This is a genomic window from Micromonospora sp. WMMA2032 (assembly GCF_002688545.1).
Taxonomy (GTDB): domain Bacteria; phylum Actinomycetota; class Actinomycetes; order Mycobacteriales; family Micromonosporaceae; genus Micromonospora; species Micromonospora sediminicola.
This window is the reverse complement of sequence record NZ_CP024052.1, coordinates 5,424,076-5,440,243: the sequence shown is the minus strand read 5'-3', so window position 1 is coordinate 5,440,243 and position 16,168 is coordinate 5,424,076. Positions and strand designations below refer to the sequence as shown.

Here is a 16,168-nt window from a genome sequence, read left to right as displayed (position 1 = left end):
TGCGACGAACTCAGAACAGCGCGCTGGCCAGGGCGCGTCGGGCGGAGGCCACGGCGGGATCGTCCGGGCCGGCGATCGTGAACAGGCTGAGCAGGTGCTGGCGTACCGTGTCCCGCTCGTCGCCGGCGGTCCGGCGGACCAGGCCGACCAGCCGCTGGTAGGCCTGGTCCGCCAGGCCGCTGAGCACCTCGATGTCCGCGGCCAGCAGCTGCGCCGCCACGTCGTCGGGGGCGGCCGCGGCCGCGTCGAGCGCGCCCTGCGGATCCGCGCCGGCCACCCGGCGGGCCAGCCCGACCTGCGCCAGGCCCGCCTCCGCCGCCGCGTCCGCCGGGGACTCGGCCAGGATCTTCCGGTACGCCGCCTCGGCGGCGTCGAGGTCACCGCTCATCAGCGCGTCGTCGGCCGCGTCGAGCCGCGGGTCCTCGGGCTCGGCCACGGTGACCCCGGCGGCCTTGAGCACGGCTTGGAGCCACTGCCGCAGCTGGGACTCGGGCACCACGCCGGGGAAGGCGTCGACCGGGCGACCGCCGACGATGGCGTACGTGGTCGGCAACGTCTGGAGCTGGAACATCTGCGCGAGCCGCGGCTGCTGCTGCACATCGACCCGGGCCAGGAGCCACGCTCCCGCGCCCTCGGCGGCCAGCCGCTCCAGCACCGGGGCGAACTGGTCGCTCTCCGGGTAGCCGGCCGCGCCGAAGAAGACCACGACCGGTGTGGAGAGCGAGCGTTCGAGCACCTCGGACTGGATGTTCGCCTCGGTCACGTCGATCACGGCGGCCGAGCCGGCGGGGCTGCCCGGCAGCCCGGCGGGCGGACCGCCCGGTGACGGTGTGGCGGAGGGGGTGTCGGCCGGTGCGGGGGTGCGCAGCGCGCTGAGGTCGACCGCGCCGCGGGTGAAGATCGACGAGGTGATCCGTGGGTCGCTCATGGTTGTCTAGTCTCGCACGTGTCACACGGAACGCCGCTCACCCGCAACGGCGACGTTGCGACTCTCACCCCTGCTCAGAGGTGCAAGGAGGGGCCCCTTCTTAACAGACGTCTGTTAAGAAGGGGCCCCTCCTTGCACTAGAAGCGGGCGGGCTCGCGGTAGACGCCCCACTCGGCGCGCAGGGCGTCGCAGATCTCGCCCAGGGTGGCCTCGGCGCGGACCGCGTCCAGCATCGCCGGGATCATGTTCTCGCCGGTGCGGGAGACCTCGACCATCCGGCGGACGGCGGCGGTGACCGCGGCCTCGTCGCGGGCCGACTTGCGCTCGGCGAGCACCCGGCGCTGCTCCAGCTCCACCTCGTGCGAGATGCGCAGGATCTCCAGGTCCTTGGCGACCGTGCCGGTGTGGCAGTTGACGCCGACGATCTTCTTGTCGCCCTTCTCCAGCGCCTGCTGGTAGACGAACGCCGACTCGGCGATGTGCCCGGTGAACCAGCCGTCCTCGATGCCCCGCAGGATGCCGGAGGTCATCGGGCCGATGGTGTGCGGGCCCTCGCCGCCGAGCTGACGGATCCGGGCGAAGATCTCCTCCGCCTCGGCCTCGATCCGGTCGGTGAGCGCCTCGACGTACCAGGAGCCGCCGAGCGGGTCGGCCACGTTGACCACCCCGGTCTCCTCCATCAGCACCTGCTGGGTCCGCAGGGCGATCTCGGCCGACTCGTCGGTGGGCAGGGCGAGCGTCTCGTCCAGCGCGTTGGTGTGCAGCGAGTTGGTGCCGCCGAGCACCGCGGCGAGCGCCTCCACCGCGGTCCGGACCACGTTGTTGACCGGCTGCTGGGCGGTCAGCGACACCCCGGCAGTCTGCGTGTGGAACCGCAGCCAGAGCGCCTTCTCGCTGGTCGCGCCGTAGACGTCGCGCAGCCACCGGGCCCAGATCCGGCGGGCGGCCCGGAACTTGGCGATCTCCTCGAAGAAGTCCACGTGGGAGTCGAAGAAGAAGCTCAGGCCGGGGGCGAACACGTTGACGTCCAGCCCACGCGAGAGCCCCAGTTCGACGTAGCCGAAGCCGTCGGCCAGGGTGTACGCCAGCTCCTGCGCGGCGGTCGAGCCGGCCTCGCGGATGTGGTAGCCGGACACCGACAGCGGCTTGTAGCGCGGGATCTCCCGGGCGCAGTACTCCATCAGGTCGCCGATCAGGCGCAGGTGCGGCTCGGGGTCGAACAGCCACTCCTTCTGCGCGATGTACTCCTTGAAGATGTCCGTCTGGAGCGTGCCGTCCAGCGTGGACAGGTCGGCGCCCTGCCGCTCGGCGGCGACCAGGTACATGCAGAAGACCGGCACGGCCGGGCCGGAGATGGTCATCGAGGTGGTCACGGCGGCCAGGTCGATGCCGTCGAAGAGCACCTCCATGTCGGCGGCCGTGTCGACCGCGACGCCGCAGTGGCCGACCTCGCCGAGCGACTGCGGGTCGTCCGAGTCGCGGCCCATCAGCGTCGGCATGTCGAAGGCCACGGAGAGCCCGCCGCCACCGGCGCCGAGGATCATCTTGTAGCGCTCGTTGGTCTGCCGGGCGTTGCCGAACCCGGCGAACTGCCGGATGGTCCAGGTCCGCCCGCGGTAACCGGTCGGGTGCAGACCCCGGGTGTACGGGAACTCGCCCGGCCAGCCGATCCGCTCGAAGCCCGGGTAGGCGGTGCCCTCAGGCGGGCCGTAGACCGGCTCCACGGGCAGCCCGGAGAGCGTGGTGAAGTCCGCGTCGCGCTTGCGGGCAGCGTCGTAGCGGGCCTGCCAGCGGGCCCGGCCGGCGGCGATCTCGTCAGCGTCCATGCGCGGAGCTCCTCCTCGAGTCCTCGTGCCGAAGACCGAGTGTAGAACGCTGGCCTGAACGATCGCTAAGGACGGGCGTACCGGCCGGTAACCCGACTCAGGCGGAGGGCACCGCCGGGCCACCCAGCGCCACGTCGTCCACCTTGATGTTGATCTCGTCGACCCGCAGCCCGTACGCCTCGACGGCCGAGGTCACGGCCGCGCGGACCGCCTCGGTCACCTCGGGCACCGGCCGGCCGCCGTCGATCACGATGACCAGGTTGACCACCGCCGCGCCGTTCGTCACGTGCGCCGAGCAGCCGCGCCGCGCGTCGCCGACCTGGTCCAGCCCGATCCGGTCGAGCACGGAGTTGAAGAACCGGGCCACGTCGCCGCCCAGCTCGGCCACGCCGGGCACCGACTTCGCGGCGGCCACCGCGATCTTCTCCACCACCTCGTCGGAGACGTGCGTCGTCCCGCCCGCGGTGGTGGCGGGCGTCACCGACAGCTCCTGCGTCGCCTCGTGCTCCACGCTCTCCCCCACACCCTCGCTCCTACCGACCCCGGGAGCGTACAAGCCGCACCGCCGCCCGCCCGACCCACCGTCGAGGGTGGACCGGCGGCGTCAGGTGGCGAGCTGGGCCAGGAGGTCGTCGGCGGCGGCGTACGGGTCGATCGCGCCCTCGGCCACCTTCGCCGCGAGCGTCGGCAGTTGCGTACCGTCGCGCAGCGAACCGATCCGGGCGCGGAGCGCGCCCAGCGCGATCGCCTCGATCTCGGCGGCGGCCCGCGCCTCCCGCCTGCGGCGCAGCTCGCCGTGCCGCTCCAGCCAGTCGCGGTGCTTGTCGATCGCGGCGGCGATGTCGTCGATGCCCTCGGCCCGGGCGGCGATCGCGCGGACCACCTGCGGGCGCCACTCCCCCGGACCGCGCTCACCCAGCGCGATCATGCCCTGGATGTCGCGGACGGTGGCGTCGGCGCCGTCCCGGTCGGCCTTGTTGACCACGAAGACGTCGGCGATCTCCAGGATGCCGGCCTTGACCGCCTGGATCGCGTCACCCATGCCCGGGGCGAGCAGCACCAGCGTGGTGTCGGCCAGTGAGGCCACCTCCACCTCGGCCTGCCCGACCCCGACCGTCTCGACCAGCACCACGTCGCAGCCGGCGCCCTCCAGCACCCGTACCGCCTGGGGCGTGGCCGCGGAGAGCCCGCCCAGGTGGCCCCGGCTGGACATCGAGCGGATGTAGACGCCGGGGTCGGTGGCGTGGTCCTGCATCCGCACCCGGTCGCCGAGGATCGCCCCGCCGGTGAACGGGCTGGACGGGTCGATGGCCAACACCCCGACCCGGTGACCGCGCGCCCGCAGCGCCCGTACCAGCTCGTTGGTGGTGGTCGACTTGCCCACCCCGGGCGAGCCGGTGAGACCGACCACCTGGGCCTGCCCGGCGTACGGCGCCAACGCGGCCGCGACCTGCGGAAGCACCTCGTCGCCGGACTCGACCAGGGTGATCAGCCGGGCCACCGCGCGGGGGTCACCCGCGCGGGCCCGTTCCACCAGCAGGGGTACGTCCCGGCTGCGGCGCACCGGACCGGCGGCCCGGCTGTTCACGTCGCTCACGCCTGGGTCTCGCCACCCGTCGGCACGTGGATGATCAGCGCGTCGCCCTGCCCGCCACCGCCGCAGAGCGCGGCCGCGCCGGTGCCGCCGCCGCGCCGCTTCAGCTCCATCGCGAGCGTGAGGACGAGGCGGGCGCCGGACATGCCGATCGGGTGGCCGAGCGCGATCGCGCCGCCGTTGACGTTCACCCTGTCCGCGTCGATCCCCAGGTCACGGGTGGACTGGATGCCGACCGCCGCGAACGCCTCGTTGATCTCGATCAGGTCGAGGTCGTCGATGCTCAGGCCGCCCTTCTTCAGGGCGTGGTTGATGGCGTTGGACGGCTGCGAGTGCAGGGAGTTGTCCGGCCCGGCCACGTTGCCGTGCGCGCCGATCTCGGCCAGCCAGGTGAGCCCCAGCTCCTTGGCCTTGGCCTTGCTCATCACGACCACCGCGGCGGCGCCGTCGGAGATCGGCGAGGAGCTGCCGGCGGTGATGGTCCCGTCCTTGGTGAAGGCGGGACGCAGCTTGCCCAGCGACTCGGCGGTGGTGTCCGGCCGGATGCCCTCGTCCTCGCTGATCACCAGCGGGTCGCCCTTGCGCTGCGGGATGATCACGGGGGTGATCTCGTCGGCGAAGTGGCCGTTCTTCTGCGCGGCGGCGGCGCGCTGGTGGCTGGCCGCCGAGAAGGCGTCCTGCTCCTCCCGGCTGATGCCGTGCTTCGCGCCGTGCCGCTCGGTGGACTCACCCATCGAGCAGCAGTCCCAGGCGTCGGTGAGGCCGTCCAGGGCCATGTGGTCCTTGACCGTCACGTCGCCGTACTTGTAGCCGGAGCGCTGCCCGAGCAGCAGGTGCGGGGCGTTGGTCATGGACTCCATGCCGCCGGCCACCACGACGTCGAACTCGCCGGCCCGGATGAGCTGGTCGGCCAGCGCGATCGCGTCCAGCCCGGAGAGGCAGACCTTGTTGATGGTCAGCGCGGGGGTGGACATCGGGATGCCGGCCTCGACGGCCGCCTGCCGGGCCGGGATCTGCCCGGCGCCGGCCTGGAGCACCTGCCCCATGATCACGTATTGCACCTGCTCGGGCGCCACGCCGGCGCGCTCCAGGGCCGCCTTGATCGCGATGCCACCGAGTCTGGTCGCGGGGAGGTCCTTGAGGTTGCCCAGCAGGCGCCCCATCGGGGTTCGCGCGCCGCTGACGATCACCGAAGCCATTGCCTGCCTCCGAGGGGGTGCCGACCTGTACGCCTTAACGATTGTTCGGTCAGACTAGCGCCATGGCTGAGAACTCCCCCGTCGAGCCCGCTGCCGAGTTTGTCACAGACATCGGCCTGCGCCGCATCGACCACGTCGGGATCGCCGTGGCCGACCTGGACGCCGCGATCGACTTCTACCAGCGCACGTTCGGCATGCGCTGCGTGCACACCGAGACGAACACCGAGCAGGGCGTACGCGAGGCGATGCTGGCGGTCGGGCCGGACGCCTCCGGCGGCATGGTGCAACTGCTCGCCCCGCTCTCGCCGGACACCACGATCGGCAAGTTCCTGGACAAGCGCGGTCCCGGCATCCAGCAGGTCGCGTACACGGTGGCGGACATCGACGCGGCCTGCGCGGCGCTGCGCGAGCGCGGCGTCCGGCTGCTCTACGAGGCCCCGCGGCGGGGCACGTCGAACTCGCGGGTCAACTTCGTGCACCCGAAGGACGCCGGCGGCGTGCTGATCGAGCTGGTCCAGCCCGCCTGAGACGCAAGGAAGGGCCCCTTGTTAACAGACGTCTGTTAACAAGGGGCCCTTCCTTGCGTCCTAACACGTGGGAACGCGCGCGGCCCTGCGCGGTTGAACCTTCCCACGGACACCTCCACGCATCGGTCGATGCAGTTTTTCACAGAGGGGTTCCCGCCCTAGCTACCGTTCAGTAACGTCCGGCCCCACAGGAACGCGACCGGTGCCGGATGTGTCGATTGCCGACATGGCGGTCCCGTCGCACCGGCGCCGACGATGGCAGCACCCCTGCCCCCGGTGTGGGTGCGGACGAACGGGAGGTCACCGTGCAGGACATCCTCGAAGCGATCATGGCGGCGGAGGGCTCGGCGCAGCCCGAGCGGGACCTTGCCGGCCTCGCCGGCCTGCCGGTGCCGGAGAGCTACCGGGGCGTGGTGGTCCGCGCCGAGGACACCCGGATGTTCGACGGCATGGCCACCCGCGACAAGGACCCGCGCAAGGCGTTGCACGTCCAGGAGGTGCCCACCCCCGAGCTGGGCCCGGGCGAGGCGCTGGTCGCGGTGATGGCCAGCGCGATCAACTACAACACCGTGTGGACCAGCATCTTCGAGCCGCTGCCCACCTTCAAGTTCCTCCAGCGCTACGGCCGGCTCTCCGAGCTGACCCGGCGGCACGACCTGCCGTACCACGTGGTCGGGTCGGACGCGGCGGGCGTGGTGCTGCGCACCGGGCCCGGCGTCACCCGGTGGAAGGCCGGTGACGAGGTGGTCGCGCACTGCCTGTCGGTCGAGCTGGAGGACGCCGCCGGCCACGACGACACGATGCTCGACCCGCAGCAGCGGATCTGGGGCTTCGAGACCAACTTCGGCGGTCTGGCCGAGCTGTGCGTGGTCAAGGCCAACCAGCTGATGCCGAAGCCACGCCACCTGAGCTGGGAGGAGGCGGCCAGCCCCGGCCTGGTCAACTCCACCGCCTACCGGCAGCTCGTCTCGCACCACGGCGCGAACATGAAGCAGGGTGACGTGGTGCTGATCTGGGGCGCCTCCGGCGGCCTCGGCGGCTACGCCACCCAGATGGCGCTCAACGGCGGCGCGATCCCGGTCTGTGTGGTCTCCTCCCCGGAGAAGGCCGAGCTGTGCCGGAAGATGGGCGCCGAGCTGGTCATCGACCGCAGCGCCGAGGGCTTCCGGTTCTGGAAGGACGAGGAGACCCAGGACCAGGACGAGTGGCGTCGCTTCGGCGAGCGCATCCGCGAGCTGACCGGCGGCGAGGACCCGGACATCGTCTTCGAGCACCCGGGCCGGGAGACGTTCGGCGCCAGCGTCTACGTCGCCAAGAAGGGCGGCACGATCGTCACCTGCGCGTCCACCAGCGGCTTCCTGCACCAGTACGACAACCGCTACCTCTGGATGCACCTCAAGCGCATCGTCGGCAGCCACTTCGCCAACTACCACGAGGCGTGGCAGGCCAACCGCCTGGTCGCGCTCGGCAAGGTGCACCCGACCGTGTCGAAGACCTACGCGCTGGAGCAGACCGGCCAGGCCGCGTACGAGGTGCACCGCAACGCGCACCAGGGCAAGGTCGGCGTGCGCTGCCTGGCCCCCACCGACGGACTCGGCGTCCGCGACACCGAGCTGCGGTCCCGCCACGAAAGCGCGATCAACCGGTTCCGCGGGCACTGACCGTACGGTTGTCCCGGATTGCCTTTCCGGACGACCGGGACACCATTCGACTGTCGTGATGACAAAGGGCCGCGGGCACCGCCTCGCGGCCCTTTTCGCGCCCCGGTCCGGGTCCGGTCCGACCCGCCCGGGACCTGCCAAGATCGCCGGTTGGTCCGGTCCCGCCGCCGGGCGGAGTTGACCATGTAAACAGGACGCGAAAGCTGCCGACCACTCTTGCGAACCACCCTGGGGCGTCTGCGAGTATGTCCCAATGCCCCAGCAGCAGTCCTCCCCTCTTGCGTTCTTCGATAACGCGAACTCACAGCCCGATTTCACCGTTGGCCTGCGCGGTTACAACACCAACCAGGTCGACGACTTCATCGGCCGGCTGAGCGCCGCACTGAGCCAGTCCGAGCAGGCCCGCGCCGAGGCCGAGCAGCGGATGAACGACGCGCAGCGCCGCCTCCGCCAGGCCGAGCAGCGCCAAGGCGCGCTCGAGCAGAAGCTGACCGAGACCAACAAGCAGCTCGAGGAGAACAGCCGGCCGACGCTCAGCGGCCTGGGCACTCGCGTCGAGCAGATCCTCCGGTTGGCCGAGGAGCAGGCCAACGACCACCGCAACGAGGCCAAGCGCGAGTCGGAGGGCATCCTCTCCGCCGCCCGCCTCGAGGCGCGGGAGATCACCGACAAGGCCCGCGCCGAGGCGGCCGCCATGAAGGCCACCGCCGAGCGCGAGGCCGGCAGCGTGCGTACCGCCGCCGAGCGGGAGGCCGCCGAGGTGCGCGTGCAGGCCCGCCGCGAGGCGGACACCCTCCGCGCCGACGCCGACCGCGAGACCAAGCAGCTGCGTACGGTCACCGCGCACGAGGTGGCCGAGCTGAAGTCGACTGTCGAGCGGGAGGTCGCCACCCTGCGCGCGACCGCCGAGCGGGAGATCACCCAGCAGCGGGCCAAGGCCGCGCGGGAGGCCGAGGAGAAGCGGGCCGAGGCGACCAAGCTGCTCACCGACGCGCGCGACAAGCGCGACAAGGACCTCCAGGCCCTGGAGCTCCAGCTCGCCGAGCGGCGCGAGAAGGCCGAGCGCCAGGAGTCGGAGCGGCACGCCGCCCAGGTCGCGCAGACCCAGAAGCTGGTGAACGAGGCCGAGCAGCGGGCCCGCGCCGCCCAGGAGCGGGCGAAGGAGATCGAGCAGCGGGCCGAGGCCCGCCGGGTCGAGTCCGAGCGCACCGCCAACGACACGGTCGACAAGGCCAAGGCGCTGGCCGACAAGACGCTCAACGAGGCGCGCGCCGAGGCGCAGCGCGTGCTCAACGAGGCCCGCACCGAGGCCGAGCTGACCACGCAGGCCGCCCGCCGCGAGGTCGAGGACCTCACCCGCCAGAAGGACGCGGTCACCTCGCAGCTCGGGCAGATGCTCTCCGGCCTGGCCGGCATCGTGCCGGGCGTGCCGGCCGGCGGCGCCAACAAGGCCGAGGCGCCGAAGGCCGACGCCTCCGGGCAGAAGGTGACGGCCGAGTCGGCCAGCTGATCGACCACCCGCTGACGGGGCATGAGCCACGGCGCGGGGTGACACCGGGTGACCGGTGCCGCCCCGCGCCGTCATGCTGTCCGGCCCGTTTCGCCACGAGGGTGAAGTAGGTCCCAGAAGGGGCGTCCGTATCGCCCCAGCAGAGCCGGATGCGTGTGAGGATGGGGGCATGTCGCACGGCGAGGAACTGTTCGCGCTCGGCGGGGACGTGACCACGGAGCCCAGCTTCGAGTCCGCGCTGCGGGGATACGAGAAACGACAGGTCGACCGCTACGTCGCCCGCGCGGAACACGAGATCGCGGCGCTGACCACCGAGCGGGAACAGGCGTACACCCAGATCCACAAGCTGGCCGGCCAGGTCGAGGTGCTGCAACGCGACCTCGCCCAGGTGCGCAAGCAGATAGGTGTGGTGGACCGGGCCTCGTTCCGCCACCTCGGTCCGCGGGTCGAGCAGATCCTCACCATGGCCGAGGAGCAGGCCGACGACATCCTCGCCGCCGCCAACGAGGAGATCGAGGCCCGCCGGGCCGCCGCCGAGCACATCGTCGAGGAGGCCCGGGAGCAGGCCGCCCAGGCGCTCAAGGACTTCGAGATAGCGCTCGCCGCCCGCCGGGCCGAGGAGGAGCGGCACACCGCCGCTCGTAAGGCCGAGGCCGAGGCCACGCTGAAGGCCGCCAAGGACGAGTCGGCGAAGCTGCGGACCACCGCCAAGGACGAGTCGGACCGGCTGCGCACGGCCGCCCGGGACGAGGCCGAGAAGCTGCGCCGGACCGCCCAGGACGCGCTGGCCAAGGCCCAGCAGGAGGCCACCCAGCTGCGGGACACCGCCAAGGAGATCCACTCCCGGGCCCAGCAGGAGGCCGCCCGGCTGCGCGAGTCGGCCAAGGAGGCGCTGGCCAAGGCCCAGCAGGAGGCCAACCAGCTCCGCGAGGCGGCCAAGGAGGTGCACGCCAAGGGCCAGCAGGAGGCCAAGCGGCTCACCGACGCCGCCGCCGAGGCAGGGCGGGCCACCCACGCCAAGGCGCTGGCCGAGGCCAAGAAGATCGTGGACGACGCGGAGGAGGCCGCCAAGGTCACCCGCGGCCGCGCCCGGACCGAGGCCAACCGGCTCACCACCGAGGCCGTCGAGGCGGGCAAGCGCAACCGCTCCGAGGTCGAGGCGTACGTGCAGCGCATGCGCACCGAGACCGAGGCGTACGTGCAGCAGGCCCGCGCGCAGACCCAGCAGGAGCTGGGCGCCTGGCGGGCCGGGGTGGAGAAGGAGGTCGCCGAGCGGCGGGAGAAGGCGGAGAAGGAGCTGGCCCAGCGCCGGGCCACCGCCGAGCAGGAGTACGCCAAGCGCCGCGACGAGCTGGACAACCAGCACACCAAGCGGCACGAGGAGCTGGAGAAGGCGTACGCCACCCGGCGCGACGAGATCGAACGGACCGCCGCGAGCGTCCGGCAGGCCGCCGAGGAAGACGCGCTCGGCATGCGGCAGCAGGCCGAGCTGGAGGCCGCCGAGCTGCTGCGCCGGGCCGAGGCGGACGCCACCGCCCAGCGCCGCAAGGCCGACGAGCACGTCGCGGCCTCGCGGCGGCAGTTCGAGGAGTACGCGGCCACGACCCAGCAGCACCTCGCCACCACCCAGCAGCACCTGGCCGCCACCCAGCAGGAGGTGGCCGCGGGCCGGCAGCAGCTCGCCCAGGTGATGCTGGAGATCGCCAAGGCGCAGCAGGAGCTGGCCGACCTGCGCACCGAGACGTGGAAGTCGCGACAGGAGTCCGACGACCTGCAGCACCGGCTCACCGAGCTGCGGCGCGACGCCGACTCGGCCGGCATCGCCGCCACCCCGGTCGACCCGGGCGACCTCGCGGCCGCCGCCGGCGGCGACACCGGCCGCCCGACGGGTGACGGCACGCCGGTGGGCAGTGGCGCGCCGGCGGTGGGCAAGGGGGCCGGCCCGGCTCCGGTCAACGGGTCCGCGCCGGTGACGTCGGCAGGTGAGCCGGCTGAGGCGGGAAAGACCAAGCCGGTCGCCGAGCCGGTGACCACGATGGACTCCCCCGGCGGCGCCGGCGTCGACGGCGAGCCCACAGTGGCCGCCGTGCCGGGCGAGGGCGGCCGCGGCGCCACCCCGACGAAGATCACCAGCACCGGGGAGAACGGGAAGCGCCCGACGAAGCCCACCACCGACGAGCGCAGCGCCAAGCCGAGCACCGTCACGGTCGACAAGGACTGACCCGACCCCGCGTTCTGGCGGGTTCGGCCGCTCGCCGGACCCGCCGTCGCTCGACCTCCCCGAGCCCGCGCTCGCGCTCCGACCCGGCAAGATCCACACCAGGTCGCCCCGAGGGCGGCATCCCCGTGTCCCGTGCGCACCACGTCGGCACCTACCACGTTCCGCCCGCCACCGCCGCAGGTCAGTCGCCAACCTGCGTCGTCCGCGCGTGACGGACGGTGACGCCGTCGGCCCATGGCACCCGTCGAAGGCGATATACCGCTGGGTCATATTTATGACTCAGCGGTATATCGCTCGAAACCGACGTGCCCGGGGCGCTCCCACCGTCTCGAATCGGCAACAGGGGTCTGCCTCGATGCGGCGGGAAGCCTCGGAAGGATGGTCCGCCCGGGCGGTGGCGGCTAACCTGCGGGCAGGGGTCGCGGCGTCCGTAGCGCGGCTTGCCAGGAGGCCGCTCCGCGGGTCGGCCGGAGCAGCGGGAGCCGGGAGGAACGGGTGTCGCAGGAGGGATCGGCCACCCCGGACCAGAACGGCACCACCCCGGCCGGGGACGACAGCGGGCCGGTCCGGGACGACATCGGCCGCCCCGGGGACGGCAGCGGGCCGGTCCGGGACGACATCGGCCGCCCCGAGGACGGCAGCACCGAGACCGTGCCTGACGCCGGCCAGCCCGGGCACCGCACGGGCCCGGTCAACCGGGGTCGGCCGAGCCGCGCCGCAGACACCGCAACGGAAGCGGGCGACACCGACGTGCTCGTCGAACCGGGCGAGTTCGAGCCGAGCGGGCGGTTCGGCGTTCCCGGCCGGCCGCTGCGGCGCAGCAGCTTCCTGGTCGGGTTCACCGGGGCGCTCGGGGTGCTGCTGGCGTATGCGGTCTTCCTGGGCGTACGCAACGCGGCCGGCATCCTGGTGCTGGTGGTGATCGCGCTCTTCCTCGCGGTCGGCCTGCACCCGGCGGTGGTCCGGCTGCGCCGGTGGGGGCTGCCGCACGGGCTGGCCGTGGCGGTGGTGACGCTGACCGTCCTGCTGCTGATCATCGGCGGGCTGCTGGCGCTGGTGCCGCCGGTGGTGACCCAGTCCGGGCAGTTCGTGCAGCAGCTTCCCGGCTATGTCGAGGACCTGCGCCGCAATCCCACCGTCAACGACCTCGTGGTCCGCTACGACGTGATGGAGCGGGTCCGGTCGGCGGCGGACGCCGGCACGATCGGCCGGGCGCTCGGCGGCGTGCTGGGCGGCGCGCAGCTGATCTTCGGCACGATCTTCCGCGTGCTGACCGTGCTGGTGCTGACGATCTACTTCCTGGCCTACTTCGACCGGCTGCGCGACCTCGGGTACGCGCTGGTGCCGCGCTCGCGCCGGGAGCGGGTCCGGTTGATCGGCGACGAGATCCTGACCCGGGTCGGGGCGTACATGGTCGGCGCGTTGGCCATCGCGGTGCTGGCCGGGGCGAGCACGTTCGTGTTCGCGCTGGTGGTCGGCCTGCCGTATCCGTTCGCGCTGGCGGTGGTGGTCGCGGTGACCGACCTGATCCCGCAGATCGGGGCGACCCTCGGCGCGGTGGTGGTGACCCTCGTCGGGCTCGCCACCGACCTGCCGGTGGGCATCGCCTGCCTGGTGTTCTTCCTGGTCTACCAGCAGGTGGAGAACTACCTGATCTATCCGAAGATCATGCGCCGGGCGGTGTCGGTGAACGAGGTGGCCGCCCTGCTGGCCGCGCTGCTCGGGGTGTCGCTGCTGGGCGTGGTGGGCGCGCTCATCGCGATTCCCACGGTGGCCGCGTTGCAGCTGATCCTGCGCGAGGTGGTGCTGCCCCGGCAGGACGCCCGCTGAGCCGTTACTCCGCGCGCCGCTGGGCCGGCCCGGGGACCGGGGTGTCGGCGAAGGCGGCCACGGTGCGGTCCGCGTACGCGCTGACGTCGCCGGTCTCCATCGGCCCGTCCCAGGTGGTCGGCAGCGGCAGGGGCACGTCGGGGGCGGCCCGCCGGACGATCTCGTCGAGCACCCTCTCCGCGTCACCGACCCAGAGGTGCTTGGCGCCGTCCACGCCGACGACCTCGGCCTGCGGGATCGCGGCGAAGCGCTGCCGGGCCTCCTCCGGGCGCAGGTAGTCGTCGAACTCCGGCACCACCGCGGTGAGCGGCCGACCGGACTCGGCCCACACCGCGAGGTCCTCCGGTGCGGAGAAGCGCAGCGGCGGGGAGAGCAGGATCGCGCCGGTCACCGCCGGGTCGCAGCCGTACTTGAGCGCCAGGTCGGTGCCGAACGACCAGCCGACCAGCCAGATGTTCGGCAGTTCGTGGAACTCGGCGTACTCGATCGCGGCGGCCACGTCGAACCGCTCGCCGACCGCGCCGTCGAACGCCCCCTCGCTGGTGCCGCGGACGCTGCTGGTGCCCCGGGTGTTGAACCGGAGCACGGCCAGGTCGGCCAGCGCGGGCAGCCGCCAGGCCGCCTTGCGGAACACGTGGCTGTCCATCATTCCGCCGTGGGTGGGCAGCGGGTGCAGGCAGACCAGGGTGGCGACCGGCTCGCGCTCCAGCGGCCGGGCCAGCTCGCCGACCAGCGTGAGGCCGTCGGCGGTGTGCAGCTCGATGTCCTCCCGGCGGCCGGGCAGGATCGACGACGCGCGAATCGGAGTGCTCACCGTGCCAGTCTCCCGCGCCACCGGCCCCGCCGCCCGCCGGGGCGGGAACCTGGTGATCCAGATCGCTCAGCCGTAGCGGGGGGCGCCGCGGCCGCGCTGGAGGTTGGGACCACGCCGGTCCCGGGCCCGCCAGCAGCCGCTGTGCCAGTGCCGGCGGTCGGTGAGGTCACCCCGGTCGTCGGCCGGCCAGGCCACCAGGTGCGCCACGCCCGGGCGGATCTCCTGGTCGCAGCCGGGACAGCGGTACGTCTTGACGGACGCCCCACCGCTGATCGCGCGCACCTGCCAGTCGCCGTCGCGCCACTGCTGCACGGTCGGCACGCCGTGGCGCGCGCGCTCGGCGTCCAGGCCGGTGGTCTCGTCCCGGCGGGGGCGGTTGCGACGGGGGCTCACGGTCACCAAGCGTACGGGCCGCCGGCCGGACCGGTCCGGGTCGGGCGGCCCGGCCGGCGGGGGTCAGTCCCAGGTCGCCGGATCGGTCAGGTCCGGCGCCACCCGGGTCCCGGCCAGCACGCTCGTGGCCTCGGCCTCGGTGAAGTCGACCTGTCCCGCGGGCGGCTCGTTCGGCCACAGCCAGCCGAACGTGGCGGTCAGGTGCGCCTTCGGGATGCCGAGCAGTTCGAGCTGGTGTCCGTCCGCGGAGAGGCGGGCGGGACGCCCGTCCACCGTCCGGTTGCCGCTGGTGACGTCCTGGGCGATCTGCGCCCCATGCACCAGTTGCACACTCATCGTCGCCGTCGGCGAGCGGACGATGGTCAGCTCGACGGTGAGGCCACCCGGGAAGGCGTCGACGTCGACCGCGCAGGTGGCCACCTGGGCGTCCGGCGGCACGGCGCCCAGCCGCAGCGGCGCGTCGCACCGGCGTGCCTCGTTCCAGCGGATGGCGCCCACCGCCTCGGTCAGGGCACTCCGGTCGCCGCCGAGCATGCTCGCCCGGGCGTACAGGCCGGGGACCGGCTGCCAGGCCCGGACCACGCCGCCGCCCCCGACACGGAACTCGCGGACCCTGCCGTCGAAGGTCACCGGGATCGCGCCCTCGGCGCCGGGGAGGCCGTTGAGCAGAAGTTCGTTCACCGCCCGGCGGTCCGGGCTCACCTCGACCAGCACCGGTCGCCCGTCGCCGACGCGGTACCGGATCGACTCGGTCCGGTTCGCGGTGTAGACCGCCCATCCCAGGTAACGGGCCCGGCGGGTGTCCAGCCCCAGGTGCAGCACACGTGGGTCGCCGCCGACCAGGTCGGGGTGCCAGGCGGCACCCGGCGCCGCGTCGGCCCTCGGCGGGACCGGCGCGACCGCCGTCGGTGTCGTGGCGGCCCAGGGCATCCGTCCGGGCAGCCCGCCGACGTCCGTCCGTACCGCGCCGGCGAGGCCGAGCACGCCGACCAGGGCGAGCGCGGTTCCGGCGGTGAGCCGGCGACGCACCTGCCGGCGGCGGCCGAGCGTGCGGGCGTCCCGCAGCAGACGGCCGGTGTCGATCTCCCCCTCGGCACGCTCCCGCAGCGCCGAGGTGATCCGCTGGTCGAGGTCGGTCACTGCCGGCTCCCCTTGGTCGTCGGGACGCCGCAGCGCTCCCGGAGGTGGGCGAGCGCCCGCATCGCGTGGGTGCGGACGGTGACCGGCGAGCAGTCGAGGATCTGGGCGATCGTCGCGTCGTCCAGGTCCTCGTAGTAGCGCAGCACCAGCACGGCGCGCTGGCGGTCGGGCAGGGCGCGGATCAGTCGCCACATCGCGTCCCGGTCGGCCGCCTCGCCGTCGAGGTCGCCCCGCTCGGGCCGCTCGGCGAAGGTGTCCACCGCCAGCTCCCGGTTGACGCGCCGGCGCCACCAGGAGTTGTGGGCGTTGACCAGCATCCGGCGCACGTACACGTCGGGCCGGTCGGCGCGGGCGATCCGCCGCCAGTGCACGTACGCGCGGGCCAGCACGTCCTGGGTCAGGTCCTCGGCGCGGTGCGCGTCGCCGGTCAGCAGCCGGGCCAGGCGCAACAGGGCCGGGCCGCGACTGCCGACGTACTCCTCGAAGGTCACACCCTCATGACGCCGTCACCGGCGCCGGTTGTTG

General features: G+C 73.1%; 14 protein-coding genes. 5 read left to right on the top strand and 9 right to left on the bottom strand.

The window, feature by feature from the left end:
* Nucleotides 1-10: 10 nt before the first annotated feature.
* From CO540_RS25260 to CO540_RS25240, 5 genes are all read right to left on the bottom strand, one after another.
* Nucleotides 11-928: a tetratricopeptide repeat protein gene (locus CO540_RS25260; RefSeq protein WP_099163895.1), complete on the bottom strand. Its 918-nt coding sequence runs from the start codon at nucleotides 926-928 to the stop codon at nucleotides 11-13.
* Between the two features lie 137 nt (nucleotides 929-1,065).
* Entirely contained in the window at nucleotides 1,066-2,754 is a 1,689-nt protein-coding gene (locus CO540_RS25255) for a methylmalonyl-CoA mutase (protein WP_091571372.1), read from the bottom strand.
* Nucleotides 2,755-2,851: 97 nt separating this feature from the next.
* Nucleotides 2,852-3,265 (bottom strand): Asp23/Gls24 family envelope stress response protein, encoded by a 414-nt coding sequence (locus CO540_RS25250; protein ID WP_099164930.1) that lies wholly within the window; start codon nucleotides 3,263-3,265, stop codon nucleotides 2,852-2,854.
* Nucleotides 3,266-3,358: 93 nt separating this feature from the next.
* Complete coding sequence (gene meaB, locus CO540_RS25245) at nucleotides 3,359-4,342, bottom strand: methylmalonyl Co-A mutase-associated GTPase MeaB (RefSeq protein ID WP_371682313.1); 984 nt, start codon at nucleotides 4,340-4,342, stop codon at nucleotides 3,359-3,361.
* Nucleotides 4,343-4,347: 5 nt separating this feature from the next.
* Nucleotides 4,348-5,547 carry an acetyl-CoA C-acetyltransferase gene (locus tag CO540_RS25240; protein WP_098747096.1) on the bottom strand — a complete coding sequence of 400 codons (1,200 nt, stop codon included), beginning with the start codon at nucleotides 5,545-5,547 and terminating at the stop codon, nucleotides 4,348-4,350.
* 62 nt (nucleotides 5,548-5,609) lie between these two features.
* Between CO540_RS25240 and mce the strand changes: the two genes are divergently transcribed.
* From mce to CO540_RS25215, 5 genes are all read left to right on the top strand, one after another.
* A complete protein-coding gene (gene mce / locus CO540_RS25235) occupies nucleotides 5,610-6,074 on the top strand; it encodes a methylmalonyl-CoA epimerase (RefSeq protein ID WP_091571352.1) in 465 nt (154 codons plus the stop codon).
* 305 nt (nucleotides 6,075-6,379) lie between these two features.
* Nucleotides 6,380-7,735, top strand: a complete 1,356-nt coding sequence (gene ccrA, locus CO540_RS25230; RefSeq protein WP_098747380.1) for a crotonyl-CoA carboxylase/reductase — start codon at nucleotides 6,380-6,382, stop codon at nucleotides 7,733-7,735.
* Nucleotides 7,736-7,988: 253 nt separating this feature from the next.
* On the top strand, nucleotides 7,989-9,245 hold the full coding sequence (locus tag CO540_RS25225) for a DivIVA domain-containing protein (protein WP_099163893.1): 1,257 nt from the start codon (nucleotides 7,989-7,991) through the stop codon (nucleotides 9,243-9,245).
* A gap of 169 nt (nucleotides 9,246-9,414) precedes the next feature.
* The gene (locus tag CO540_RS25220) at nucleotides 9,415-11,466 is read left to right on the top strand and encodes a hypothetical protein (protein WP_099163892.1); all 2,052 of its coding nucleotides are present in this window, start codon (nucleotides 9,415-9,417) and stop codon (nucleotides 11,464-11,466) included.
* 750 nt (nucleotides 11,467-12,216) lie between these two features.
* Nucleotides 12,217-13,296, top strand: a complete 1,080-nt coding sequence (locus CO540_RS25215; RefSeq protein WP_099164929.1) for an AI-2E family transporter — start codon at nucleotides 12,217-12,219, stop codon at nucleotides 13,294-13,296.
* A gap of 4 nt (nucleotides 13,297-13,300) precedes the next feature.
* Here the strand turns inward: CO540_RS25215 and CO540_RS25210 are convergent, their stop codons facing one another.
* The 4 genes from CO540_RS25210 to CO540_RS25195 all read right to left on the bottom strand — a co-directional run bounded on the left by CO540_RS25210 (nucleotide 13,301) and on the right by CO540_RS25195 (nucleotide 16,134).
* Nucleotides 13,301-14,110, bottom strand: a complete 810-nt coding sequence (locus CO540_RS25210; protein ID WP_099163891.1) for an alpha/beta hydrolase — start codon at nucleotides 14,108-14,110, stop codon at nucleotides 13,301-13,303.
* Nucleotides 14,111-14,176: 66 nt separating this feature from the next.
* Nucleotides 14,177-14,509, bottom strand: a complete 333-nt coding sequence (locus CO540_RS25205) for a hypothetical protein (RefSeq protein ID WP_098747099.1) — start codon at nucleotides 14,507-14,509, stop codon at nucleotides 14,177-14,179.
* A 57-nt stretch (nucleotides 14,510-14,566) separates the two neighbouring features.
* Nucleotides 14,567-15,643, bottom strand: coding sequence for a hypothetical protein (locus CO540_RS25200; RefSeq protein ID WP_099163890.1), 1,077 nt, complete (start codon nucleotides 15,641-15,643; stop codon nucleotides 14,567-14,569).
* A complete protein-coding gene (locus CO540_RS25195; protein ID WP_091571332.1) occupies nucleotides 15,640-16,134 on the bottom strand; it encodes a SigE family RNA polymerase sigma factor in 495 nt (164 codons plus the stop codon). The genes CO540_RS25200 and CO540_RS25195 overlap by 4 nt, the downstream gene beginning before the upstream one ends.
* Nucleotides 16,135-16,168: the final 34 nt, after the last annotated feature.